Here is a 24,510-nt window from a genome sequence, read left to right as displayed (position 1 = left end):
TCGGGCGGATTCTTTTTCGATTCGGCATATGTCATACTTCATGGTAAAATAACGGAAGTGATTCGAAAAGGAGAGGCATATGGCGTATTCAAGAAGCAAAGAGAAGACATGGAACGCACGATTTCGTGCAATTCCAAAACATCGTAAAATCGCCTTCGGTCTCGTCTTGACCATCATCCCAGCGCTCTTTTTTGTGAATTTATTTGTATTCAGTCATCTATTAGCGCTAGGAGACCAGTATGAAGACCGATATCAAATGAAGAAATTGCGACTCGAAACAGACCATGGGAACGTGGAATTTGTTCGTAGTCCAAATGAAAAGGTACAGATTGAAGTGATGCAGACCAATTCGAAAGAACGCCGCATCAAAGTCAAATCAGTCGGGGACACGATCTACGTCGTCGAGCGATATGGCTGGTTCAGCTATTTCGGAAGTCGAGCGAGTGATGAACCGTCGCGCTATAAGATTAAAGTCGCTTTGCCGAGCTCGATGACATCGGTTCATCTAGGAGCGGAGCAGGTGACAGGACAAGGGTTGAATGCGAAGACGATTGTCATGGATGTGAATGCCGTCAATTTGAAACAGATTGATAGTGATCGACTGCGGATTGAATCGAAAAGCGATACGACCATCGAATCGGCACGACTTGTGACCGGTGACATTCGGTCCTATCGTCATGCGACCGTCAGCGATGTCGTCGTCAATCAAGCGATGACCATCCAGACGGAAGCCGGGACGCTCAGTTACGCGCCGAAACATGCGACAGGACAAGTGAACGTGACGACGACTGGAAAAGTCTCGAGTAGCGACCGTTACGAAGAAGTCGAACCCGGTGTGTATCAATTGTCGACATCGAATCGACCGGTGGTGGAACTGATTTCTGAGACAGGGAAGGTCGAACTGAAATGAATGGAAAACGATACATCCCGAAAGTCGGGTTACGTACGTTAAAAACCGGAATCGCCGTCGCCATCACCGTCGCCATCTCGTGGTATATCTTCGGGATCTATTCAGGGATGGGGGCCATCGCAGCAGTCGTGGCGATGCAACCGACCGTCAAGCGGTCATCTAAAATCGTGTTCAGTCGTATATTCGGAACGGTCGTCGGTCTTATGTGTGGACTTTTCATCGTCTATTTGTTCGGTGTCAATCCGCTCTCGATCGGATTAGCCGTCATCGTTTCGCTCACACTCAACACGACGTTCGATAAGACCCATATGTCGACGTATGCAGCGTTTGCCATCGTCATGATGCTCGAAAGTCCTACATCGGACTTCTTCCATTATGCGTGGACCCGTTCGTTATTGACAGCGGTCGGTGTGTTCGTTTCACTCGGTGTCAATTACGCATTCATGCCACCCCGTTATGAGGACCGATTGTTGAACGAGGTACGTAAGACTTCTTCTTATCTGTTCCATCATTGGCGAGAGCTCGTCGGTTCCCCGACAGAACTGCTCGAGACGCGAGCCCGCATCCTTGGCCATCAAGAGCTTCATATGATGCTCCAAGAGGATATGAAAGTGACGAACGTCAAATTGAAGCATATGACAATCAAACAGTACCGATTGTTGATTCACCTTGAAGACAAGCTGGTCTTGTTGCTAGAGAGTCTCGCCGAGCATCGAGAAGCTTTCCTTTTGATGAGTGAGGAAGAGCGACAGGCGTTTGAGTCTGAGTTCTTATACTTACTGGCACACCATCACGACATTCTCTATACATGTGACAAGCCCTATTCGCTCTTCAAACTTCCACATGAAGATTTATCCGTTTCAGAAATTTTATACGGGCATTTGCTCGACTATCATGAACAGCTCGAGACGTTCAAGCATGATCCGAAAACGTGAACCCTCTACACGTAGAAGACCCGCCATGATCATGACGGGTCCAGCTTGTTGACAAATAACATGTTCGAACTCGTCCTTCCGGCGCCCACGCTTTCCGCAGGCAATCCCGGAGCCGCATCGCGACTCAAGTCGCTGTTGGGTCTCCGTCGGATTGCTTTCCTGTCGGAGTCGGGGCGCCGTCGGGCGAGCAACGCAAACGGTCGTCATCTGGCGGCCGTTTGTCTTCTTCCAAGGCCTCGACGACCGAAGAAAAAGCTCGATACTTACTTCGAATCGATGTATCAGGGGAAAGGGAAGGTAAACGCCGAGCCCGCCCGCTATCAATCCCGAGATCATCCGCTTCGGCCCGCCGTTCAACATCCGTTCCGTTCGTCAGACCGTGAAGGATGGATGGTGTCGACTTGTTGATCATCAGATCCGCTCCTGTGTGTTCTTCTCACACCATTATATGGGATGAAGGACAAAAGGTGACCAAGAACGGGCAGGCGAGACTCCTGAGGGAATAGCAAGCAAAGGGAGACCCAGCAGTGACGCAGTCGCGATGCGGCTCCCTGCTTGCCCCTAGGAAAGCGAGCCGTGTCCGGGTTGGGCATATAAAAGACATTAGACCTATACTTTGTCTATAGTCTGGACCCGCCATCACGATGGCGGGTCTTCATGTTCACGATTGTTTCAATGACTTCATCAATTGCTCATCCGGAGTCACGTAGACGGTCTGTTGATCCGTGTAGATGACGAACCCGGGTTTCGCACCGCTCGGTTTTTTCACGAAGCGGGCGCGTGTGTAATCGACAGGCACGCCACTCGATGCGCGTGCCTTCGAGAAGTAGGCGGCGACTGATGCGGCTTCAAGTAATGTCGTTTCATCCGGTTCGGTCGAACGAATGATGACGTGAGACCCTGGGATGTCTTTAACATGAAGCCAAATCTCGTCACGGCGTGCGAATTTGAACGTCAGATGGTCGTTTTGCGTATTGTTCTTCCCGACAAAGAACTCTATTCCGGTCGAGGACGTATACGCTTCAAGCGAAATCTTCGGATTCGCTTTTTTCTTTTGTCGTTTTTGACGGATGTAGCCTTCTTCTGCGAGTTCTTCGCGAATCTCAAGAAGGTCGGACGGTGACGCGACGTCAAGTTGGGCGATAAGCGTCTCTAAATATTCGATTTCTGCATCGTTCAGCTCAATCTGTTTCTTCACTTCCACTTTTGCGACTTTTAATTTGTTGTATTTCTTATAATATTGCTGCGCATTCTCATTCGGTGTTTTGAGTGGATCGAGTGGAATGGAGAGGATTGCACCGTTTTCGTCATAATAATCGACGACTTCGGCGACGCGCATCCCTTTCTCGAGTTGGAATAAATACGTCGTCAACAACTCGCCGTATTTTTGTAACTCATCTGCCCGTTCTGTCGCTTTCAAATCATCCAAAAGGCGGCGGCGTTTTAATTGATTCTTTTCGAGTTCTGATTTCAAGAGCCGTTCCACATCGTGTGCTTGTTGTCTCACACGGTCACGGTTCGCTTTTTCATAGTAGAAACGGTCGAGCACTTCTTTACTCGATTCATACGTTTCCTCGGATTCGATGTCCCCGGCTGTCAACGCGATCGGAGCGAACCGTTCTTTGCCGTTCGCAAGTTGTTGGAAAACGTAGGGTCCATCGAGTTGACGAAGAACGTTCTCAAACGCTTGTTGTAAGGAGTCGCGATTCGGCGTTTTTGCGAGATGAACAACTTCCTGTGCGATTTGCGGACTGACGCCGGCGAACGTGGCGACAATCTGTTTATCGAGCTTGCCGGCGTTCCAATCGATTCGTTTCAATCCTTCTGTCATCTCCGTCAATGGGTCGAACTTGTGTTGTTCCGGCGGAAGGAGATAGTCACTACCCGGCATGATGGTCCGATACGTGTTTTGGGAAGGCGGGAGATGCTTGATGGCATCTAATATTTTGCCTTCTTCTGTCGTCAAGACGACGTTCGAGTGGCGTCCCATCAATTCGATGTATACTTTCTTCAATTCTTCATCGCCGAGCTCGTTACGAGAGCGGACCGAAATGACGATGACACGGTCTCGTCCGATTTGTTCGACCGCCGTGATGAATCCACCTTCCACATGTTTGCGGAGCATCATGCAAAACATTGGCGGTTCTTGTGGGTTTTTAATCGGTGTATCCGTCAACTGAAGACGGGCATACATCGCGTTTGCTGATATCAAGAGTTGCGCGTTCTGACGATTCGAGCGAATTTGAAGCATCAAATCGAGCGAATACGGTTGATGTACCTTGTTGATTCGCCCTCCGACGAGCGATTGTAATTCTTGTACGACACGATATGTCATTAATCCATCATAAGCCAATGATCTCATCACCTTTGTTCATTTTCTGTCTCTACGTTATCAGAAAAACAGAAAATATGGTACGATGGAGTAGGAAATCCGAACTTCTTCTTGCCGGGACAATTGATTGACTGCTATTATAATTAAATGTGATGTTAGAAGATGGAGGGCTTGCAGTGAATTTTAAAGAACGAGGATTATTAATCGTTTTGTCTGGACCGAGCGGTGTCGGAAAAGGGACCGTTTGCCGTGCTCTTCGCGAGGAAGAGGACAACAACCTTCAATATTCGGTGTCGGCGACGACCCGAAAACCACGTGAAGGGGAAGTTGAAGGGGTGCATTACTTCTTCAAATCGAGAGAAGAGTTCGAACGGATGATCGAACAAAAAGAACTGCTTGAACATGCCGAATTTGTCGGTAACTATTACGGGACGCCTGTAGAGTGGGTGCGTGAAACGCTCGAAAGCGGCCAAGATGTCATTCTTGAAATTGAGGTGCAAGGGGCGTTCCAAGTGAAGGAACTTCTCCCAGAAGCCGTCTTTTTATTCTTGGCACCACCAAGTCTTCAAGAACTTCGCAATCGTCTCATCGGACGAGGCACGGAGTCAGAAGAAGTCATTAAGCAACGCCTGCTCGTCGCGCGTGAAGAAATCGAGTTGATGGACGCCTACGACTATGTCGTCACGAACGACGAGGTCGACAAAGCCATCGATCGAATTAAAGCGATCGTGACAGCCGAGCATTGTAAACGTGAACGTGTTGCGTCACTCTATAAAAAAGCCATGATGGAGGTCATTTAATGTTATACCCTTCGATTGATGCCTTACAACGTACTATCCCGTCAAAATACACGATCGTTACGGTCGCTGCAAAACGGGCGCGTCAGATTCAAGATGGAAAAGCACCGAAAGTCGCCGAGCCAAAATCATATAAGCCGGTCGGTCAAGCGTTAGAAGAACTATTTTCGGGTGATACGACAATCATCGTGAACGAAAAAAACAACGGATGAAGTGTGACCCAAGTCGTTTGCGACTTGGGTCTCATTGTCTATAAGGGGGAGTTTGGGAATGGTGAAGGATCGTACTATTTTGTTATGTGTGAGTGGCGGCATCGCCGCCTATAAGGCGTGTGCGCTCACATCGAAATTGGTTCAAGCCGGAGCGAATGTTCGCGTCGCGATGACGAAGTCGGCAGAACAATTCGTGGGTCAGGCGACCTTCCAGGCGCTCAGTCGCAACCCGGTCTATACGGACGTGTTCGAAGAGCATGACCCGACAAAGATTGCACATATCGATGTCGTCGACTCGAGCGATTTGATTGTCGTGGCCCCGGCGACGGCAAATACGATTGCAAAATTGGCGAACGGGATTGCGGATGACTTTATTACGACGTCCATTTTGGCTGCGAAGTGCCCGGTCATCATCTCACCAGCGATGAATGTGAACATGCTCGAACATCCTGCCACACAGCGCAACATCGAGACGCTAAAATCATACGGCTATCAGTTGATTGAACCCGGTGTCGGCAACTTGGCTTGCGGATGGATTGGCGGGGGACGTCTGCCTGAACCGGAAGACTTGGTTCGCATCATCGAAAGCCAATTCGTTCCGAAACTATATCTTGGAAAAGATGTCTTGATCACGGCTGGCCCGACTGTCGAACGCATCGATCCCGTCCGTTACTTATCCAATGATTCGTCTGGAAAAATGGGCGTCGCACTCGCTGAGGTGGCTCGAGACATGGGCGCCCGTGTCACGCTCGTCCATGGCCCGCTTCAAGTTCCTGTCCCAGATGGCGTGACAGCGGTTCCCGTCAAGTCAAGTGAGGAGATGCTGCGCGAAGTGACGAGCCGCTTTGAGGCTTCAGACCTTGTCGTGAAATCGGCGGCAGTTGCGGATTATCGTCCGAAAACGGTGCATTCGGAAAAACATAAAAAAGTTCACGGTCCACTCACGATCGAACTTGAAGAAACGACAGACATTTTAAAATCACTCGGTGAGAAGAAGACCCATCAAGTGTTGGTCGGATTTGCTGCTGAGACGGAACGACTCGAGGAGCATGCGGCAGCTAAGCTGAAGCGGAAAAACGTCGATTACCTCGTGGCGAACGATGTGTCTGGCAGTGACGTTGGATTCGGGGCGGACGACAATGAGGTCGTCTTGTTCCATGCAGACGGGACGACACATCGACTTCCGAAACAGTCGAAGAAACAGTTAGCGTTCGAGTTGCTCACACACTTTAAGGAAGCGGTCCGATGATTGCACATGTACATGTCGATGCACCGGTGATCACGATTGATCGTCCGTTTGATTACGAAGTACCTGAACAATTTGAGGCTTTGATTGAACCGGGCATGCGCGTCTCTGTCCCATTCGGGTCCCGTCGTCTGCTCGGGATTGTCGTCGGTACGTCAGATGGGACGAGAGATGGATTAAAACCGTTAGAAGCGCTGTTAGATGAGGAATCTTCACTCACCGATGAACTGCTCGCTTTATCCATTCATGTGAAAGAGACGACACTTTGCTTTCGTTCATCCGCCCTGCTCGCGATGCTTCCGACCGCGCTCAAGGTGAGTTATGACAAAGAAATCAAAGAAGGGTATGTGCCTGATGGGGTCCGCCTCGGAACGCATTTATCGGAGTATCCAAAAGAAGTCCAATCGGTCATTCTTGGACTCGCTAAAAAAGGGGAGCTGATCTTAGCGCCCGTCTTAAAAGAAAAGAAGACTGTTAAGACCGACGTCGTCGTCGAGCTCCTCGATGCAACGGTCGTGCCAAAACGTGCGAAAAAGCAACTTGAAGCGGTCAACCTACTAAAGGAGACCCCACGCATGTATTGGTCGGCACTACGTCAAATTGGTCTGACTCGTCCACAACTGCAAAAACTTGCCGACCTCGGAGCGGTTCGATTGACCGAGGTCGAGTTGAACCGTGACCCGTACGCGACGATCGAGCAAGTCGAGGAATCGGTTCAATTGAACGACAGTCAGGCAAGTGCCGTCTTGGCCATACAGGAGGCTGAAGCAGGTGAGACGTTACTCGTCCACGGTGTGACGGGGAGTGGGAAGACCGAAGTCTATTTAGAATCAATCGGACAAGTCATCGATGAAGGCAAGCAGGCCATCTTACTCGTTCCTGAAATCAGTTTGACCCCGATGATGGTCAAACGCTTCAAGCGTCGTTTCGGCGATCGGGTCGCCGTGTTGCACAGTGCTCTGTCTAAAGGTGAGAAGTACGACGAGTGGCGTAAGATTAAACGGAATGAAGTCGACGTCGTCGTCGGTGCCCGTTCTGCCATCTTTGCCCCGCTCGACCGACTCGGTCTGATCATCTTAGATGAAGAGCACGAGACGACGTACAAGCAAGAAGAGAACCCGCGCTATCATGCGCGCGATGTTGCCATCTGGCGGGCTCGTTATCACGGTTGTCCTGTCGTGTTAGGCAGTGCGACCCCGTCACTTGAATCGTATGCCCGGGCACAAAAAGGCGTCTATCGCTATTTGCATTTGAAAGAACGGTATGGCGGTGAGATGCCACCGGTCCATATCATTGACATGCGCCGAGAGTTGGCGAAGGGCAATACGACGATGTTCTCGGAAGAATTGTTCCAAGGGATTCTCGACCGGATCGAGAAAAAAGAGCAGTGCGTCATTTTATTGAACCGTCGTGGATTCACGACGTTCGTCATGTGCCGGGACTGCGGGGAAGGCATGACATGTCCGCATTGTGCCGTCAATTTGACATATCATCAATATGGAGATCGGTTGAAGTGTCACTACTGCGGTTACGAGGTCGGTATGCCTTCGACGTGTCCATCCTGCAATAGTAAGAAAATCAAACAGTTCGGGTCGGGCACACAAAAAATCGAGACGGAACTGTTGAACCGGATTCCAGAAGCGCGCATCATCCGAATGGACCAGGATACGACGTCTCGAAAAGGTTCACATGAGCAGTTGTTGCGTCGTTTCGAAGAAGGGGAGGCCGACATCTTACTTGGCACGCAGATGATTGCCAAGGGGCTCGACTTCCCAAACGTCACCCTCGTCGGGGTACTCGCGGCGGATGCGACACTCGGGATGCCTGACTTTCGGGCGACCGAACGCACCTTCCAACTTGTCACGCAAGTGGCAGGAAGAGCCGGGCGCGGAAAACTTCCGGGTGAGGCGTTCGTCCAAACGTATAACCCGGACCATTATGTGATCGAGACTGCGAGTGAACATGATTATGAGACATTTTTCGCCAAAGAGATGGGACTCAGACAAGTCGGAAATCATCCTCCTTACTGGTTTTTAACGCTCGTCACGTTTTCGGCGGAAAATCCCCTTGTCGCCAAGGCCGAGGCAGAATTGTTCGCATCAGACTTTTTACAAGCACACGTGGAGAATAGTCGCTTGAATGGACCGATGCCGGCACCGTTATCGAAATTGAAGAACGCCTATCGTTATCAAGTATTCATTAAAACGAAACAACCCGATACGCTTTACGCCGAGCTGGCACGATTACAGCAAGCGAGAGCCAAAGCAATCAGCAAGAAAGAATATCAAATGAGTATCGATGTGAACCCATACGTATTCATGTGAGGTGGAGAGACATGTATAAAGTAGTAGAAGTACCGAATGACATTTTGCGCGTAACGTGCGAACCGGTGACAAAGTTTGATAAAAAATTGCGTCAGACTGTCGACCGATTGTTTGATACGATGTATGAGTATGACGGAGTTGGTGTCGCGGCACCGCAAGTCAATTTGAACCAGCGGCTCGCGGTCGTCCATACCGATGATGAGACGGGACCGCTCGTCTTGATCAACCCGGAAATCATTGAAACATCTGGTCGAGAAGTTGGGCTAGAGGGATGTTTGAGTATCCCAGGCGAATTCGGATTCGTGGAACGACACGAGTCGATCATCGTCAAGAATCAAGATTTGAAAGGGCGGACGCATACGATTCAAGCGAGCGGCTTTTTCGCTCGTGCAATCCAACATGAGATGGACCATTTAGATGGCGTCTTGTTCACAGACAAGCTCGCCGTCCCAAACCCTGGAAAAGACAAACGCATCGTCTTCATGGGAACGCCGACGTTTGCCGTATCAGTACTTGAGCGACTGCTTGAAGAAGGATACAATGTCGTAGGTGTCGTCTCGCAACCGGATAAACCGGTCGGGCGAAAACGTGAACTTAAGCCGACTCCGGTAAAAGAGTGTGCGCTACGTCACGGTATTCCCGTGTTGCAGCCTGAAAAAGTGCGAACAGACTACGCAGACATTTTAGAGCTGAAGCCTGATTTGATTGTGACGGCGGCGTACGGACAAATCGTGCCGACCGCCTTACTAGAGGCTCCGCCTCACGGAGCCATCAACGTACATGCGTCGCTCCTTCCGAAATATCGTGGAGGTGCCCCGATTCATCAAGCCATCCTTGATGGGGAGTCGGAGACAGGCGTGACGATCATGTACATGGTCGACAAATTAGATGCAGGTGACATGATTGCCAATACCATCGTGCCAATCGAAGAAACGGATACGGTCGGGTCTTTATTTGATAAACTGGCTGTAGCTGGAAGCGACCTTCTCATCCGTACGCTTCCTGCCTTCTTAGAAGGGTGGATTGAGGCGGTGCCGCAAGACGAGCGTGACGTGACGTTTGCCCCGAACATCAGCCGTGAGCGTGAACAGATCGATTGGACGAAGCATGGCGAGTCCATCTACAACCATATTCGAGGAATGAACCCATTCCCGACGGCCTATTCAACGTTTGACGGTGAACGTGTGAAATTGTTCATGGGAGAGAAAACGACAGGTTCGGGACAGCCGGGAGAAGTCGTTCGTCTGGAAGAAGACGGATTTGTCGTGGCGACAGGGAACGACGTCGCCATCAAAGTGACCGATTTGCAACCTGCAGGTAAGAAACGGATGGATGGTGCAACCTTCATGCGTGGTGCCGGACAAAAGCTACGGATTGGCGACCGATTAGGAGGAACTCATGAACGTACGTGAAGCAGCGCTTGATACGCTGATGAAAATTGAACAAGGCGGCGCGTATTCGACGATTGCCGTCAATGATACATTGAAACAAAAAAAAGTTGCCCCAAAAGATGTCGGTCTCTATACCGAACTCGTATATGGGACGCTCAGTCGCAAAGGGACGCTCGATTATATTTTGAAAGACCGCATCCGTTCGCCGAAGAAGCTAGACAAGTTTGTCCTCCCGCTTCTTCGGATGAGCGTTTATCAACTCTTCTATCTTGATAAAGTACCCGACCGGGCCGTCCTACACGAGGCGGTCGAAATCGCGAAAAAACGAGGTCATCACCTCGGAACGAGCAAATTCGTAAACGGGGTGTTACGAAATGTGCTTCGGGAAGGGTTTCCGGACTTTAGTGGCTTGACCGATGCAGAACGAATCGCCATCGAGCACAGTCATCCGGAATGGCTCGTATCAGATTGGATTGAGTTATATGGTGTGGAAACGGCAGAAGCGATTTGCCGATTAAACAATGAACCTGCTCCTGTTACGATTCGGGTCAACCGAAAGCGCATTTCAGTGGATGAGATGATGAACCGGTTGGCTGATGCTGGCGTCATGACGTCACGTTCGGAACTGTCGGCAGATGGACTCGTCGTAGAGTCTGGGAATGTCCATGCGACCCCATTTATCGAGGAAGGTTTCCTATCGATTCAAGATGAAAGCTCTATGATTGTCGCGGATGCACTCGGCGTGTCGAAAGACGATGTCATCCTAGACGCATGTGCCGCACCAGGCGGCAAGGCGATGCATACGGCAGAGCGGATGCAAGGTGGGTCGCTCACCGCGCTTGACCTTCATCCGCACAAAGCAAAATTGATTGACCAACAAGCGAAACGTCTACACATCAATGGAGTGACCGCACTTGCCCTTGATGCTCGTTTAGCAGGTGAACGGTTTGAAGAAGAGAGTTTTGACCGGATTCTTTTAGATGTCCCTTGTTCGGGCCTTGGCGTCATTCGTCGAAAGCCGGATATTAAATGGACGAAGGACAAAGCTCAACTCGAAAACTTACCAAAGATACAAAGACAAATCATTGATGCCGTATTGCCACTGCTCAAACCAGGTGGTACGCTAGTTTACTCGACATGTACAATCGACCCGTCTGAAAATGAGACGCAGGCTGACTATATTCTGTCGAAAGGGTTGATGTGGGACGAAACGCTCAAAGGTCGTCTCCCACAATCTGTTCGTCCGATGATGGAATCGGACCGTGCTGAACTAAAATTATTACCGACGACATTCGGGACCGACGGCTTCTATATCGCCGCATTTAAGAAAGAGGTATAAAACATGAATCCAAAAGCAGTAGAAAAGAATCCACTCGTAGGCGCAAAACCGTCACTTTATTCGTTGACGTTCCCCGAACTTGAGGCATGGGTGATCGAGGCAGGAGAAAAGGCATTCCGTGCGAAACAATTATATGATTGGATGTACGTCAAACGGGTCACGACTTTTGATGATATGACCAACGTTCCGAAAGCGCTTCGCGACAAATTAGAGGCATCGTTCCAATTGACGACGTTAAAAGAATTGGTCAAGCAGGAATCCCAAGACGGCACAATCAAGTTCTTGTTTGAACTTCAGGACGGGTACTCAATTGAAACGGTACTCATGCGTCACGAATACGGAAACTCGATTTGTGTCACGACACAAGTCGGTTGCCGGATCGGATGTACGTTCTGTGCCTCGACACTCGGCGGCTTGAAACGAAACTTAGAAGCCGGGGAAATCACAGCCCAAGTGCTCGACGTACAACGTGCATTAGACGCGACAGGAGAGCGCGTCGACTCTATCGTCGTCATGGGAATCGGCGAACCGTTCGATAACTACGATGAGTTAATGCGTTTCTTACGTACTGTCAACCATGACAATGGACTCAACATCGGAGCACGACACATCACGGTATCGACGAGTGGGATTGTTCCAAAGATTTACAAGTTTGCCGATGAAGGTATGCGAATCAACTTCGCCATTTCACTTCACGCACCGACGACGGAATTGCGTACTAAGCTCATGCCGATCAACCGTGCCTTTGACTTGGACAAGTTGATGGATGCGGTCCGTTATTACACGGAGAAGAGCGGACGTCGCATCACGTTTGAATATGGACTCTTTGGTGGTGTCAACGATACGGAAGAATATGCCCATCTCTTGGCAGACCTGTTAAAAGGAATCAAATGTCACGTCAACTTGATTCCCGTCAACCATGTACTCGAACGTGACTATGTACGGACACCGCGAGCTCAAATCTTTGCCTTCGAAAAAGTGCTCAAAGACCGCAATGTGAACGTGACAATCCGTCGCGAGCAAGGGTCGGACATCGATGCCGCTTGTGGACAGCTTCGAGCGAAGGAGCGCGAACAAGAAACGAGGTAATCAGAAAGATGGAATTAGCATTTCGAACAGATCGTGGACAAGTACGCACACAAAATGAGGATGCAGTTTTAATCTTAGGTGATGCCATAACCGGGATTGCCCTGGTTGCAGACGGAATGGGTGGGCATGCAGCGGGAGAGGTCGCGAGTCAAATCGTGATTGAAGAGTTTAGACGGGCGTTCCCGTCTCTCCCGGCAACCCCTGTCGAAATCGAACGATGGTTCCGCCACCACATCGATTTGGCGAACGATCAAGTGTTGCAATTTGCGAAGCAGTCGAATCTTGTCATGATGGGAACGACTGTGGCAGCTGTTTGTTGGAATGAAGAAACGGTGGTCATCGTCCATATCGGAGATAGTCGCGTCTATGCGCTCCAGGCGAATGAGTTAAGACGTCTTACGGAGGACCATTCTTACGTCAATGTGCTCAAACAACTCGGTGAATTGACGGAAGAAGAGATGCGGGTTCATCCGAAACGAAATGTCATCACCCGGGCAATCGGTTCAAGCGAACAAGTCGAACCTGACGTGCAAGTGCTCGCTGACCCTGAGTTTGATGTGATTTTAATTTGTACGGATGGATTGACGACACACATGACCGATGTGGCGATTCAACACGTATTACAACAAACGGCATCCGCCGAACAAAAAGCGGAGCAACTCATTGCAGAAGCCAATCAATTGGGAGGAAGCGACAATATCACGGTCGCCCTCGTTCAATTCACAGATAGAAAGAGAGGATGAATCCGATGCGAAGCGGAGAACGAATCAACGATCGTTATCGGATCGAACAACAAATCGGCAGCGGAGGCATGGCAAATGTCTACCGGGCTCATGACGAGATCTTAAACCGAACCGTCGCCATCAAGGTGTTGCGATCTGAATTCTCACATAACGAACAATTTATACGTCGGTTCGAGCGAGAAGCCCATGCGGCTACGAGTCTGAACCATCCAAACATCGTGGCGATCTATGACGTCGGCGATGAAGAAGATTTGTACTATATCGTCATGGAGCATGTCGATGGGGTGACGTTAAAACAATACTTGCAAGAAGAATACATATCTGTCGATGAAGCGCTACGCATCATGGGACAGATTTGTGATGCGATTGACCATGCCCATGCGAATCGAATCATTCACCGTGATATCAAGCCGCAGAACATGATGATCGATCAGCACGGTAACGTGAAGGTGACCGATTTTGGGATTGCCGTGGCGATGTCGAATGCGACGTTGACGCATACGATGTCCGTACTCGGCTCGGTCCATTATTTCTCACCTGAGCAAGCGCGCGGTAAATTTGCTGATGAAAAGTCAGATATTTATTCGCTCGGTGCCGTACTGTACGAATTGTTGACAGGTCGTGTCCCGTTCATTGGCGAGACACCCGTCGCCGTCGCCCTTCAACATTTGCAAGACGAACCGATTCGACCGATGGACTTAAATCCGAATATTCCACAGGCACTCGAAAACTGTGTCATGCAAGCATTGTCCAAGTCACCAGGTGCCCGTCATGTTTCGGTCGCAGCCTTTAAAAAAGATTGCATGACGTCATTAAGCCGTGAACGCGCCAATGAGCCGAGACGTGTTTCGGCCAGTCAGGATGAATTCGATCAAACGCTCGTCATGACACCGGTCATGCCTGAAGAAAAACCAGAGACACCGGTAACACCGACCCCGGTCACAGCGTCTAGCGAACAGGAACCTGAAGCGGTGACTCCGGTCAAAAAGAAGAAACGCAAATGGTGGATTTGGATTTTACTCGTGTTGCTCCTGATTGGGGGGAGCATTGCAGCATACGTGGTCGCCGATGAAATGTCACGAGCCGTCGTTCCGGATGTCGTTGGAATGAGTATCGGAGATGCCACTTCTGAACTTGAGAATGCCGATTTCGTCGTCGAAGTGACGGAGCGGGCGAGCGATGACGTCGAAGAAGGTGAGGTCATTTCGCAAAACCCACAACAAGGGCGTAAACCAAAACGAGGCACGACGGTGACCATCGTCGTTTCGGCCGGGAAAGAAACCGTCGAAATGCCGAATGTGGAGGGATTGTCCCAAACAGCAGCTGAACGCATGTTAAAAGATCTGGCATTCAGTGACCTTGAAATCAAAACAGAAGCTTCGGAAACAGTCGCTAGCGGAGATGTAATTTCGCAATCCCTCGACCCAGGCGAGGAAGTCGTTCCTTCAGAAGTGACGGTGACGCTCGTCGTGTCGACAGGAAGCAACAAAGTCGAACTGTCGAATCTCGCGGGATATACGTTTGACGAGGCATCGACTTATGCCGATCAAAACAAGTTAAAAATCGTGAGACGGGATGAGTTTTCGACAAGTGTTCCTAAAGGTCAAATCATCCGTCAACTTCCAACGGCGGGTACGGCAGTCGATCCGGGAACGGAACTTACGGTCATCGTATCGGAAGGGGTTGAACCGACGGACGTCTCCATCGAACGTGAAGTGAGCGTCGAAGTCGAGCAACCGGACAAAGACAAGAAACCGAAAGCCGTCGAGGTCGTGATTCGCACGGTCGATGCGCGCGGTGAAATTGAAGTGTTACGGGATAACATCACAGAGACGACAACGTATTCGTATACGCTCGTTATTGCCCCGGACGAAGTCGGGACCGCAACGATTGAAGTCGATGGTGAAATCGTCCGAACGGATTCAGTCACATATGCACAGGCCAAAGAGGCACAATAAAGAGGTGACGGTGTCGTCACCTCTTTTTTAAGGGAGGTAGTCATATTGAAAGGAACGATTATTCGCTTACAAGGCGGGTTTTATGATGTGATGACCGAGTCGAATCAAGAGATTCGGTGTCGGGCGAGAGGGAATTTTCGGAAACGAAACATCTCGCCTGTCGTCGGGGATGACGTGGTCATTCAAGATCAGGAAGATGGGACGGGCTATATTTTAGAGGTGGAGGAGCGTCAAAACCATCTCGTCCGCCCACCAATCGCCAACATCGATCAGGCATTTCTACTTTTTTCTGTGAAAGAACCGGCGTTTTCTTATCATTTGCTTGACCGATTCCTCGTATTGATCGAATCCAAACAAATTCATCCAATCATCGTGTTAACGAAGATGGACCTACTCAGTGAAGAAGAGACCGGACCGATTCAAGAGGCGGTCGCCCGATATCGTACCATCGGATATGACGTGATTGAGACGTCGACGGAGCTTTCGGATGGGGTCGATCAAGTAAGGGGACTCTTCAAAGAGAAGACGAGCGTGTTTGCCGGTCAAACAGGTGTCGGGAAAAGTTCACTCTTGAACGCGGTCGCGCCTGAACTCGAATTGGCAACGGGGAAAATCTCAAAATCACTCGGCCGTGGGAAACATACGACACGTCACGTCACGCTCATTCAATTGGCCGACGGGCTTGTGGCGGATACGCCAGGATTTTCAAGTCTTGAGTTCCCACAAGAACTCGAGGCGGATGAACTGAGATGGTGTTTCCCGGAGTTTGTGGAACGACATGACGATTGTAAGTTCCGGGGATGCGTCCATATCAATGAACCGGGGTGTGCCATTAAACAAGCCGTTGAAGATGGCAAAATTGCTTCAACTCGTTATGAGAATTATGTTACCTTTATGGAGGAGTTAAACGATCGTAAACGGAGGTATTGACAGATGATTAAAATCGCACCATCAATTTTAGCAGCCGACTTTGCCAATTTGGAAGCGGAAGTGAAAGCCGTTCAAGATGCGGGGGCAGATTATATCCATTTTGACGTGATGGATGGGCAGTTCGTGCCGAACATCTCGATTGGACTACCGGTCCTCGCGAGCTTGCGCAAAAAATCAGACATAGTTCTCGATGTGCATTTGATGATTGACCAACCGGAACGCTATGTCGAAGATTTCGTCAAGGCGGGGGCAGACATTGTGACGGTTCACGTGGAAGCAACGAACCATTTACATCGAGTCTTGCAGCAAATCAAAGCGGCAGGGGCGAAATGTGGGGTCGTCTTGAACCCGCACACCCCGCTCTCTACGATTGAACATATCCTTCAAGACGTCGATATGGTATTACTCATGACCGTCAACCCAGGGTTCGGTGGACAAGCGTTCATTGAATCCGTCGTACCGAAAATTTCGGCGCTCAGTCAGCTTCGCAAAGATCGTCAGCTCGATTTTGAAATTGAAATCGATGGTGGCGTCAATGAAGAGACGGCGAAACGTTGCATCGACGCAGGGGCTGATGTCCTAGTTGCCGGTTCGGCCATTTACAATCAACCGGATTATAAAGCCGCCATCGATAGCATTCGTGGCGCATCTCGTGTATAATCGACGGTAGAACAACAAGATAGAGTCGCAAGGGGTGTCACAATATGTGGCTGAGAGGCATACGCTAACCCTTTGAACCTGTTCCGTTCACACGGACGTAGGGATGTGGCGAAAATGCACGTTGCGAATCCAAGCAGCATGGCGTTTACGTCATGCTGCTTTTTGTCGTTCACACAATAAAGGAGGAAGAAAGATGAAATCACGTTTTAAATTACAAGCACTCATCGAAATTTCATTGTTCGCGGCGCTTGGGCTAGTTTTTGATTTACTCATCCCATACCGATTGCCAGAAGGGGGATCAATCAGTCTGGCGATGCTCCCGATCTTTGTGATGGCGTTTCGTCACGGATTGAAAGGGGGACTTGCGACTGGTGCGCTCGTCGGGACGCTTCAACTCTTGTTCGGAGCCTATATCTTTACGCCAGTTCAGTTCTTGCTCGATTATACGGTCGCGTACGGACTTGTCGGCGTGGCCGGCGTCTTTGCCGGACGTGTGAAACAGGCCGCTGGTCAAGGCGCGACGAAGACGCTCGCTACCTATTTGGTGATCGGCGCATTGATCGGGTCGGCGTTGCGTTATGCGGCTCACGTCATCTCAGGGATTGTCTTTTTCGCTGAGTATGCGGAGGGTCCGGTCGTGGCTTATTCACTTGGCTATAACGCAACTTATATGGTTCCGTCGTTTGTCATCTCAGCCATCGTATTAGTCTTACTCTTCACGACAGCTCCGCGATTCACGCGTGTCGCGACACGGGACATTCGTCAATGAACATCTTGATCGTCGCGGCGAGTCCGGAACCTATTCCGGACTTACCGCGTGATGCCGATTTTGTCATCGGTGTCGATGGCGGATATCAGAGATTATTAGATGAAGGGATTGATGTCGACGTCGTGGTCGGGGACTTTGATTCGTTTGTCGGAACACCTCCTGAGGAAGCGCTACGTTATCCATCTGAAAAGGATGTGACCGACCTCGAGATTGCGCTTCAGTTGGCAATCGATCAAGGGGCGACCCAGATGCACGTGTACGGGGCACTCGGTGGTCGAGTTGATATGACGTTCGCGAACGTCGGTCTACTCGAATCGTATCCGGGGATGGTTCTTCATGGGATGGGTCAAACGATTTTTCTCGCTCGGCCAGGAAGTTATGAGATTAAAAAACTAGATGAACATTACTTGTCTTTCATGCCTTGGAAAACCGCTACGATTTCAATTGATGGGGTCAAATATCCACTCGACCGTCATCCGGTCCATAGCGCGCAAGCGTTGACTGTATCAAATGAGTGGAGCGAAGAGCGTGCCTTGTTGACGGTCCATGAGGGAATGGTCCTTGTCATGCTCGTCAAAAAATAAGCAAAAAAAAATCCCATCGGCGAATGCCGCTGGGATTTATTCGTTCGTGTATAAGTATTATACGCGTTCAACGAGACCTGATTTAAGTGCGCGAGCTGAAACCCAAACGCGTTTCGGTTTACCGTCAACGAGAATACGAACTTTTTGTACGTTTACACCCCAAGTACGTTTTGTCTTGTTGAGTGCGTGCGAACGGTTGTTACCTGATTTAGGTGATTTACCTGTTACGTAGCATTTACGTGCCATGCGTTTCCCCTCCTTTTTTATGTGGGTTCGTCCTAATAGACACTCGTTTATATTAGCACGGCTTTTTTCCCGATGCAACTAGAAAATCATACCATGACAAGAAAAAAACTTGACATTACTCTCAAGGATTTGAATAATGAATGAGGTTATCGCCTTAATTGACCGAGATTCTGGAGCAGGTTCTTTTAATAACTAGGTACTTATTGTAGAATGTACATTAGGAATCATTCCGAATAAAGGAGGCTACTCCATATGGCAATTGAAATGAAGACAACATATGGCAATATTGACATCACAAGTGACGTCATCGCGACACTCGCAGGTGGTGCGGCGATGGAATGCTTCGGTGTGGTCGGCATGGCTTCACAAGCACAATTGAAAGACGGCATTGCTGAATTGTTAAAACGTGAAAATTACGCGCGTGGTGTCGTCGTACGTCAAGAGGATGAGGACGTACATATCGACATGCACATCATTGTAAGCTACGGGACGAAAGTATCGGAAGTCGCATACAACGTGCAAAGCCGAGTAAAGTATACACTCGGAGAAACTTTAGGATTAAACGTTTCGTCGGTAAATATATTCGTTCAAGGCGTTCGTCTGACGAATGACTGACGAAAACGGAGGAGGATTTGGTGTGGGTTTAAATCGTTTAGATGGCGTGGCGCTCTCAAACATGATCGCGAACGGAGCGGCCAATTTGAGCCAAAACGCAGATTATGTAGATTCGCTTAACGTCTTCCCGGTTCCAGACGGAGACACGGGAACGAACATGAACTTGACGATGACGTCAGGTGCGAAAGAAGTAGCAGCCATGAACACATCTGATGTCGCAGAGGTATCATCAAAGTTCGCTCGTGGACTCCTGATGGGAGCACGCGGAAACTCAGGCGTTATTTTAAGCCAGTTGTTCCGCGGTTTCGGGAAAGCCGTTGAAGGAAAGACGGAACTCACGACAATTGATTTTGCAGAAGCACTCAAACGCGGTGTCGATACGGCATACAAAGCGGTTATGAAACCGGTTGAGGGAACGATTTTAACGGTTGCTCGTGAAGCAGCTGATGAAGCGCTCCTTGCGTCTGAGTCGACAAGTGATTTCACAGAGTTCATGAAACGAGTCATCGTCGAAGCAAAAGCTTCGTTAGACCGTACACCGGACTTATTACCGGTGTTAAAAGAAGTCGGCGTCGTCGACTCAGGTGGTCAAGGACTTCTCGTCATTTACGAAGGATTCCTCGCGAGTCTTGAAGGAAAGGAACTCGAAAAACCACATACACCGGTGATGGATGCATTGGTCGAAGCAGAACACCACGCGCATGCGGCACAAGGATTCATGTCGACAGAGGACATCGAATTCGGTTACTGTACGGAGATCATGGTCCGTTTCCAAGAGGACAAGCTGAAAGATACACCGTTCAACGAAGATGCATTCCGCAACGAGTTGTCTGAACTCGGGGATTCTCTTCTTGTCGTCGCGGACGAGGAACTCTTGAAAGTTCACGTTCACGTCGAGACGCCAGGTGAAGTCATCACGAAAGGGCAACGTTTCGGTGAACTCGTCGCGGTCAAAATCGAGAACATGCGTCAACAACACTCGACAATTCTTGAAGAAGAACACGGTGCCAATCAGCACGGTGTTCAACAAGCGGAGAAGCCGAAAGCACCATTTGCCATCGTAACGGTCGCAATGGGTGAAGGCGTCAGCGAACTGTTCCGTTCACTCGGGGCGGCCCACGTCATCGAAGGTGGTCAGACGATGAACCCGTCGACAGAAGATATCGTCAAGGCGATTGAGTCGGCACATGCGGAACACGTCTTCATCTTCCCGAACAACTCCAACATCATCATGGCGGCTGAACAAGCGGCGTCTGTCGCACCGTGCGGCGTGTCGGTCATTCCGACGAAGACCGTCCCACAAGGTCTCGCTGCAGCCATCGCATTCAATCCTGAAGCGGATGTCGAGATGAATGAACAAGCGATGAAAGCGGCAGCCGCGACAGTGAAGTCCGGCCAAGTGACATACGCTGTTCGTGATACGAGCATCGATGGCGTTGAAATCAAAAAAGATGAGCACATGGCGATTGCTGAGAAGAAAATCGTTTCTTCATCTCCATCGAGCTTAGAAGCGGCTAAACGATTAGTCGATGCGCTCATCGACGCAGACGATGAAATCGTCACGATCTTAACAGGAGAAGGCTCTTCTGAATCGGACGTAGAAGCGTTGACGTCATATATCGAATCGGTGAACGACGAGATTGAAATTGAAGTTCACGACGGTAAACAACCGCTTTACTCTTATATTTTTAGTGTGGAATAAGCTGTTTCGAATCCCTACCTTCTGTATAATGAAGGTAGGGATTTTTGAAAGGGGGAAAAATTGATGAAATATCGTAGTGTGTTTGACATCATTGGTCCGGTCATGGTCGGACCGTCGAGTTCGCATACAGCAGGTGCTGCCCGCATCGGCTTGATGGCCGGGAAGTTGTTCGGGAGAACGCCGCGTACGGCGCACATCACATTTTATGGGTCGTTTGCTGACACGTATCGGGGTCACGGTACGGACGTGGCGATCGTCGGTGGAATCATGGGATTCGATACATTCGATCTGAGAATCCCACAGGCGTTAGATATCGCCCGTGAAAAAGGAATCGAGGTCATCTTTGAGACGAGTGATCTGTTGACGGATCATCCGAATACGGCCCGGGTCTTGCTCGAAGATGATTTTGGCACATTTGAGATTGTCGGAATCTCAATCGGTGGGGGAACGATTGAGATTACGGAACTGAACGGATTCCCGTTGAAACTGACAGGCGGGGGACCTGCACTCGTCGTCTTGCACCATGATCGATTCGGGGCCATCGCGGCTGTGACCGGTGTGTTGGCGAACCACCAATTAAACATTGGACATATGGAAGTGAGCCGCCATGAAAAAGGGATGCAGGCGTTGATGGCGATCGAGATTGATGAGACCATTCCTGCGGAAGTGATCGCAGAGCTGGAACGGTTACCGCAAATCGAACGGATAGCTATTTTTGGGGAATGAGGAGAATGTGTGATGTTTAAATCAGTAGAAGAATTAGTGACGATTGCAACAGAACGGAACATCCCGATTTCTGAAGTGATGATTGAGCAGGAGATGCACGTCAGACGTGCCAGTCGCGAGGACATCATCGGGATGATGGACCGAAATCTTGAAGTGATGGAGGAGGCGGTCGAACGCGCACTCCAAGGTGTCACGTCGGTTACGGGATTGACGGGGAATGATGCCGTACTCATGCAAGACTATATTCGTTCGGGCAAGTCGCTCGCTGGGGACCTCATTTTAGATGCCGTCTCGAAAGCGATTGGGACGAACGAAGTGAACGCGGCGATGGGACGAATCTGTGCGACGCCGACGGCGGGGAGCGCGGGCGTCGTACCGGGAACGTTGTTTGCGGTAAAAGATCGCCTTGAAATGAACCGCGACGCGATGATCCGTTACTTGTTCACGTCAGGTGCGTTCGGATTCGTCGTGGCGAACAACGCCTCGATTTCAGGGGCGGCTGGTGGATGTCAGGCCGAGGTCGGGTCGGCGACGGGCATGGCAGCCGCGGCCATCGTTGAAGCAGCTGGCGGGACACCGGACCAGTCGGCTACGGCATTTGCGATAGCCCTAAAAAATATGCTCGGTCTCGTCTGTGATCCTGTGGCGGGGCTGGTCGAAGTTCCATGCGTCAAGCGAAACGCCATGGGCGGTGCCAACGCTATTGTCGCAGCAGATATGGCGCTCGCGGGGATTACCTCACGTATTCCTTGTGACGAGGTCATCTCGGCGATGCATGAAGTGGGCCAAATGATGCCGACCGCCTTAAAAGAGACCGCAAAAGGCGGACTTGCCAATACACCGACGGCTCGTCGCCTCGAACGAAATATATTTGGAGCGAAAGAAGATGCAAAACAATGATCGACTGACGACGCTGAAAGGGGTCGGGCCAGAGATGGCCAAAAAGTTAGAAGTGATGGGACTTGTTCGAATCGAGGACGTGCTGGAGCACGTCCCGTTTCGTTATGAGAATTATAATAGTGGGACAGTGACGACGGCTGTTCACGGTGACCTCGTCAAGTGGAGCGGGACTGTCCAAGCCGAACCGCTCGTTCGCTACTATAGTAAAGGAAAGAATCGTCTCCAGTTCCGCTTGCTACTCGAAGACCGATACGCCGTCCAAGTGACGATGTTCAACCGTGCCTTCTATAAAGAAAAATTGGTGATCGGGGAGACGGTGACGGTCAAAGGAAAATGGGACATGAACCGGATGACAATCAGCGCGACCGACCTTGAATTTGGTGCCCCCTCAGGCGGATTGCAACCGATTTATTCATTACGAGCCGGACTGACACAAAAGAATTTCAGTCGGATTGTGAAGCTCGCTTTTGAGCAGGTGAACGATTTGCCCGAACAGGTCCCGCAAGCCATTCGCGACCGCTATCGATTAGTTGACCGGATGACGATGCTACGTGGGATGCATTTTCCAGATACAGTGGAGACCTATAAACAAGCGAGACGAAGCTATGTTTATGAAGAGTGTCTCATGTATCAGTTGAAATTACAGGCGTTTCGGAAAATGGAGCGGTCAGGAAACGGTCGGGCCCTTCACCTCGATAAGCATCAATTGAATGAATTCGTCAAACGGCTCGCATTCCCATTAACCGGAGCCCAGAAAAGGGTCATCCGTGAAATCGTATCTGACCTTGAAAGACCAGAACGGATGAACCGATTGTTACAAGGGGATGTCGGGAGCGGGAAGACCGTCGTTGCCGCGATTGCCTTGTATGCGACTGTGACAGCCGGGTATCAAGGAGCTTTGATGGTGCCAACAGAAATCCTTGCCGAACAACATGCGACATCGTTACAGGAATTATTTGAACCGTTTGGCATCACGATTGCCCTCCTGACGAGCTCGGTGAAAGGGAAGGCGCGCGAAGCCCTACTGACGGCAATCCGATCGGGTGACGTCGACATCATCGTCGGGACGCACGCGCTCATCCAAGGACCGGTCGAATTTTCGAATTTACATTTGGCGATCACAGATGAACAACATCGATTCGGTGTCGAACAACGGAAGAAACTTCGCGATAAAGCTGAATTCGCGGACGTCTTATATATGACCGCGACACCGATTCCGAGGACGCTTGCCATCAGTGCGTTCGGAGAAATGGATGTTTCCACAATCGATGAGATGCCAAAAGGACGAAAGCCGATTGAAACGTATTGGGCGAAACACGACCAAATCGATCGTGTGCATGCAATGGTCGATCGGGAACTCGCACTCGGCCGTCAAGCGTATGTGATTGCACCTCTCATCGAGGAGTCGGATACATTAGAAGTGGAGAGTGCGACGGCACTGTATGAGCTATTGAAAGAACGCTTCTCGAACTATGGCGTTGGCCTGATGCATGGAAAGCTATCGAGTACAGAAAAAGACGAGATTATGAAATCATTTGCCGATAATGCGACACAGATTCTCGTCTCCACAACAGTCGTCGAGGTAGGGGTGAACGTCCCGAACGCCTCTCTAATCATCATTCATGATGCCGAACGTTTCGGTCTCGCGCAATTACACCAGTTGAGAGGGCGTGTCGGTCGTGGTGCGCATCAATCATTCTGCATCTTGGTAGGAGACCCGAAATCGGATGTCGGGAAAGTCCGTTTGAAGACGATGACGGAAACGAACGATGGCTTTGTATTGGCAGAAAAAGATTTAGAGTTGCGTGGGGCTGGTGATTTCTTTGGAACCGCACAGAGCGGTCTCCCGAGTTTCCGTGTCGCCGATCCCGTTCTCGATTTGAAAGTGATGGAAGTGGCCATGCAAGATGCCGTGAAACTTCTCGGAAGCGACACCTTTTGGCATGACGCCCAGTATGAAGGGTTACGTGGCTATTTGAAACAACTCGACCTTCTCGTTGGGGAAAGGTTAGAATAGGACTTGAAAATGACGACTAAAGAATATATACTGCTATTAGTACCAGGTATTAAGTTCTTTAGCGATTAGTTTAGGAGGGAACTGA

General features: G+C 50.0%; 23 protein-coding genes and 1 riboswitch. Of the genes, 20 read left to right on the top strand and 3 right to left on the bottom strand.

Annotation, left to right across the window (positions count from 1 at the left end):
• The first annotated feature begins 79 nt into the window (after positions 1 to 79).
• Positions 80 to 910: a hypothetical protein gene (locus KNO61_RS05690; RefSeq protein ID WP_015881333.1), complete on the top strand. Its 831-nt coding sequence runs from the start codon at positions 80 to 82 to the stop codon at positions 908 to 910.
• A complete protein-coding gene (locus tag KNO61_RS05685) occupies positions 907 to 1,845 on the top strand; it encodes an FUSC family protein (RefSeq protein ID WP_214872751.1) in 939 nt (312 codons plus the stop codon). The genes KNO61_RS05690 and KNO61_RS05685 overlap by 4 nt, the downstream gene beginning before the upstream one ends.
• A 124-nt stretch (positions 1,846 to 1,969) precedes the next feature.
• Here KNO61_RS05685 and KNO61_RS05680 read toward each other — a convergent pair whose 3' ends face one another.
• Positions 1,970 to 2,257 carry a hypothetical protein gene (locus tag KNO61_RS05680; RefSeq protein ID WP_214872749.1) on the bottom strand — a complete coding sequence of 96 codons (288 nt, stop codon included), beginning with the start codon at positions 2,255 to 2,257 and terminating at the stop codon, positions 1,970 to 1,972.
• Positions 2,258 to 2,506: 249 nt separating this feature from the next.
• Positions 2,507 to 4,198 carry an Rqc2 family fibronectin-binding protein gene (locus tag KNO61_RS05675; protein ID WP_168169841.1) on the bottom strand — a complete coding sequence of 564 codons (1,692 nt, stop codon included), beginning with the start codon at positions 4,196 to 4,198 and terminating at the stop codon, positions 2,507 to 2,509.
• 131 nt (positions 4,199 to 4,329) lie between these two features.
• Here KNO61_RS05675 and gmk point away from each other — a divergent pair, with 131 nt between their 5' ends.
• From gmk to KNO61_RS05610, 13 genes are all read left to right on the top strand, one after another.
• A complete protein-coding gene (gene gmk / locus KNO61_RS05670) occupies positions 4,330 to 4,977 on the top strand; it encodes a guanylate kinase (RefSeq protein ID WP_031421596.1) in 648 nt (215 codons plus the stop codon).
• Complete coding sequence (gene rpoZ, locus KNO61_RS05665; RefSeq protein ID WP_015881337.1) at positions 4,977 to 5,186, top strand: DNA-directed RNA polymerase subunit omega; 210 nt, start codon at positions 4,977 to 4,979, stop codon at positions 5,184 to 5,186. Before gmk ends, rpoZ begins: the two co-directional genes overlap by 1 nt.
• Before the next feature lie 58 nt (positions 5,187 to 5,244).
• Positions 5,245 to 6,435: a bifunctional phosphopantothenoylcysteine decarboxylase/phosphopantothenate--cysteine ligase CoaBC gene (gene coaBC, locus KNO61_RS05660; protein WP_214872747.1), complete on the top strand. Its 1,191-nt coding sequence runs from the start codon at positions 5,245 to 5,247 to the stop codon at positions 6,433 to 6,435.
• On the top strand, positions 6,432 to 8,756 hold the full coding sequence (gene priA, locus KNO61_RS05655) for a primosomal protein N' (RefSeq protein WP_214872746.1): 2,325 nt from the start codon (positions 6,432 to 6,434) through the stop codon (positions 8,754 to 8,756). Before coaBC ends, priA begins: the two co-directional genes overlap by 4 nt.
• An 11-nt stretch (positions 8,757 to 8,767) precedes the next feature.
• Positions 8,768 to 10,168: a methionyl-tRNA formyltransferase gene (gene fmt, locus KNO61_RS05650; protein ID WP_214872745.1), complete on the top strand. Its 1,401-nt coding sequence runs from the start codon at positions 8,768 to 8,770 to the stop codon at positions 10,166 to 10,168.
• A complete protein-coding gene (gene rsmB / locus KNO61_RS05645; protein ID WP_078146672.1) occupies positions 10,155 to 11,486 on the top strand; it encodes a 16S rRNA (cytosine(967)-C(5))-methyltransferase RsmB in 1,332 nt (443 codons plus the stop codon). The genes fmt and rsmB overlap by 14 nt, the downstream gene beginning before the upstream one ends.
• Positions 11,487 to 11,489: 3 nt before the next feature.
• Positions 11,490 to 12,575, top strand: a complete 1,086-nt coding sequence (rlmN, locus tag KNO61_RS05640; protein ID WP_015881342.1) for a dual-specificity RNA methyltransferase RlmN — start codon at positions 11,490 to 11,492, stop codon at positions 12,573 to 12,575.
• A gap of 8 nt (positions 12,576 to 12,583) precedes the next feature.
• Positions 12,584 to 13,318, top strand: coding sequence for a Stp1/IreP family PP2C-type Ser/Thr phosphatase (locus tag KNO61_RS05635; protein ID WP_214733691.1), 735 nt, complete (start codon positions 12,584 to 12,586; stop codon positions 13,316 to 13,318).
• A gap of 5 nt (positions 13,319 to 13,323) precedes the next feature.
• Complete coding sequence (gene pknB, locus KNO61_RS05630) at positions 13,324 to 15,276, top strand: Stk1 family PASTA domain-containing Ser/Thr kinase (RefSeq protein WP_214687924.1); 1,953 nt, start codon at positions 13,324 to 13,326, stop codon at positions 15,274 to 15,276.
• Positions 15,277 to 15,318: 42 nt separating this feature from the next.
• A complete protein-coding gene (gene rsgA / locus KNO61_RS05625; RefSeq protein WP_214684887.1) occupies positions 15,319 to 16,206 on the top strand; it encodes a ribosome small subunit-dependent GTPase A in 888 nt (295 codons plus the stop codon).
• A gap of 3 nt (positions 16,207 to 16,209) precedes the next feature.
• On the top strand, positions 16,210 to 16,866 hold the full coding sequence (rpe, locus tag KNO61_RS05620; protein ID WP_214872744.1) for a ribulose-phosphate 3-epimerase: 657 nt from the start codon (positions 16,210 to 16,212) through the stop codon (positions 16,864 to 16,866).
• 20 nt (positions 16,867 to 16,886) lie between these two features.
• A riboswitch (TPP riboswitch) is annotated at positions 16,887 to 16,987 on the top strand.
• A 72-nt stretch (positions 16,988 to 17,059) separates the two neighbouring features.
• A complete protein-coding gene (thiT, locus tag KNO61_RS05615; RefSeq protein ID WP_214872743.1) occupies positions 17,060 to 17,635 on the top strand; it encodes an energy-coupled thiamine transporter ThiT in 576 nt (191 codons plus the stop codon).
• Positions 17,632 to 18,219, top strand: a complete 588-nt coding sequence (locus KNO61_RS05610; protein WP_214872742.1) for a thiamine diphosphokinase — start codon at positions 17,632 to 17,634, stop codon at positions 18,217 to 18,219. The genes thiT and KNO61_RS05610 overlap by 4 nt, the downstream gene beginning before the upstream one ends.
• Positions 18,220 to 18,276: 57 nt before the next feature.
• On the opposite strand, the gene rpmB is transcribed toward KNO61_RS05610, so the two are convergent.
• Positions 18,277 to 18,465 carry a 50S ribosomal protein L28 gene (gene rpmB, locus KNO61_RS05605; RefSeq protein ID WP_015881349.1) on the bottom strand — a complete coding sequence of 63 codons (189 nt, stop codon included), beginning with the start codon at positions 18,463 to 18,465 and terminating at the stop codon, positions 18,277 to 18,279.
• Between the two features lie 252 nt (positions 18,466 to 18,717).
• Here rpmB and KNO61_RS05600 point away from each other — a divergent pair, with 252 nt between their 5' ends.
• The 5 genes from KNO61_RS05600 (at position 18,718) to recG (ending at position 24,425) form a co-directional block, all read left to right on the top strand.
• Entirely contained in the window at positions 18,718 to 19,080 is a 363-nt protein-coding gene (locus KNO61_RS05600) for an Asp23/Gls24 family envelope stress response protein (protein WP_015881350.1), read from the top strand.
• Positions 19,081 to 19,102: 22 nt separating this feature from the next.
• The gene (locus tag KNO61_RS05595; protein ID WP_214872740.1) at positions 19,103 to 20,782 is read left to right on the top strand and encodes a DAK2 domain-containing protein; all 1,680 of its coding nucleotides are present in this window, start codon (positions 19,103 to 19,105) and stop codon (positions 20,780 to 20,782) included.
• Between the two features lie 63 nt (positions 20,783 to 20,845).
• The gene (gene sdaAB / locus KNO61_RS05590; protein WP_214684492.1) at positions 20,846 to 21,508 is read left to right on the top strand and encodes an L-serine ammonia-lyase, iron-sulfur-dependent subunit beta; all 663 of its coding nucleotides are present in this window, start codon (positions 20,846 to 20,848) and stop codon (positions 21,506 to 21,508) included.
• A 12-nt stretch (positions 21,509 to 21,520) separates the two neighbouring features.
• Positions 21,521 to 22,408 (top strand): L-serine ammonia-lyase, iron-sulfur-dependent, subunit alpha, encoded by an 888-nt coding sequence (gene sdaAA / locus KNO61_RS05585; protein WP_214872738.1) that lies wholly within the window; start codon positions 21,521 to 21,523, stop codon positions 22,406 to 22,408.
• Entirely contained in the window at positions 22,395 to 24,425 is a 2,031-nt protein-coding gene (gene recG / locus KNO61_RS05580) for an ATP-dependent DNA helicase RecG (protein WP_214872735.1), read from the top strand. The genes sdaAA and recG overlap by 14 nt, the downstream gene beginning before the upstream one ends.
• Positions 24,426 to 24,510: the final 85 nt, after the last annotated feature.

It is taken from the genome of Exiguobacterium sp. s140, from assembly GCF_018617035.1.
Classification (GTDB): Bacteria; Bacillota; Bacilli; order Exiguobacteriales; family Exiguobacteriaceae; genus Exiguobacterium; species Exiguobacterium profundum.
The sequence above is the reverse complement of the archived record's forward strand: the minus strand, read 5'-3'. Positions and strand labels throughout refer to the sequence as shown.

Excerpts from the sequence above, each read along its gene's own strand:
- KNO61_RS05680 (WP_214872749.1), bottom strand. The coding sequence starts at position 2,257 with ATGATCAACAAGTCGACACCATCCATCCTTCACGGTCTGACGAACGGA.
- recG (WP_214872735.1), top strand. The coding sequence starts at position 22,395 with ATGCAAAACAATGATCGACTGACGACGCTGAAAGGGGTCGGGCCAGAG.
- rpoZ (WP_015881337.1), top strand. The coding sequence starts at position 4,977 with ATGTTATACCCTTCGATTGATGCCTTACAACGTACTATCCCGTCAAAA.
- gmk (WP_031421596.1), top strand. The coding sequence starts at position 4,330 with ATGTTAGAAGATGGAGGGCTTGCAGTGAATTTTAAAGAACGAGGATTA.
- coaBC (WP_214872747.1), top strand. The coding sequence starts at position 5,245 with ATGGTGAAGGATCGTACTATTTTGTTATGTGTGAGTGGCGGCATCGCC.
- pknB (WP_214687924.1), top strand. The coding sequence starts at position 13,324 with ATGCGAAGCGGAGAACGAATCAACGATCGTTATCGGATCGAACAACAA.
- fmt (WP_214872745.1), top strand. The coding sequence starts at position 8,768 with ATGTATAAAGTAGTAGAAGTACCGAATGACATTTTGCGCGTAACGTGC.
- sdaAA (WP_214872738.1), top strand. The coding sequence starts at position 21,521 with ATGTTTAAATCAGTAGAAGAATTAGTGACGATTGCAACAGAACGGAAC.
- thiT (WP_214872743.1), top strand. The coding sequence starts at position 17,060 with ATGAAATCACGTTTTAAATTACAAGCACTCATCGAAATTTCATTGTTC.
- sdaAB (WP_214684492.1), top strand. The coding sequence starts at position 20,846 with ATGAAATATCGTAGTGTGTTTGACATCATTGGTCCGGTCATGGTCGGA.
- KNO61_RS05610 (WP_214872742.1), top strand. The coding sequence starts at position 17,632 with ATGAACATCTTGATCGTCGCGGCGAGTCCGGAACCTATTCCGGACTTA.
- KNO61_RS05685 (WP_214872751.1), top strand. The coding sequence starts at position 907 with ATGAATGGAAAACGATACATCCCGAAAGTCGGGTTACGTACGTTAAAA.
- rlmN (WP_015881342.1), top strand. The coding sequence starts at position 11,490 with ATGAATCCAAAAGCAGTAGAAAAGAATCCACTCGTAGGCGCAAAACCG.
- priA (WP_214872746.1), top strand. The coding sequence starts at position 6,432 with ATGATTGCACATGTACATGTCGATGCACCGGTGATCACGATTGATCGT.
- KNO61_RS05690 (WP_015881333.1), top strand. The coding sequence starts at position 80 with ATGGCGTATTCAAGAAGCAAAGAGAAGACATGGAACGCACGATTTCGT.
- KNO61_RS05600 (WP_015881350.1), top strand. The coding sequence starts at position 18,718 with ATGGCAATTGAAATGAAGACAACATATGGCAATATTGACATCACAAGT.
- rpe (WP_214872744.1), top strand. The coding sequence starts at position 16,210 with ATGATTAAAATCGCACCATCAATTTTAGCAGCCGACTTTGCCAATTTG.
- rsmB (WP_078146672.1), top strand. The coding sequence starts at position 10,155 with ATGAACGTACGTGAAGCAGCGCTTGATACGCTGATGAAAATTGAACAA.
- rpmB (WP_015881349.1), bottom strand. The coding sequence starts at position 18,465 with ATGGCACGTAAATGCTACGTAACAGGTAAATCACCTAAATCAGGTAAC.
- KNO61_RS05635 (WP_214733691.1), top strand. The coding sequence starts at position 12,584 with ATGGAATTAGCATTTCGAACAGATCGTGGACAAGTACGCACACAAAAT.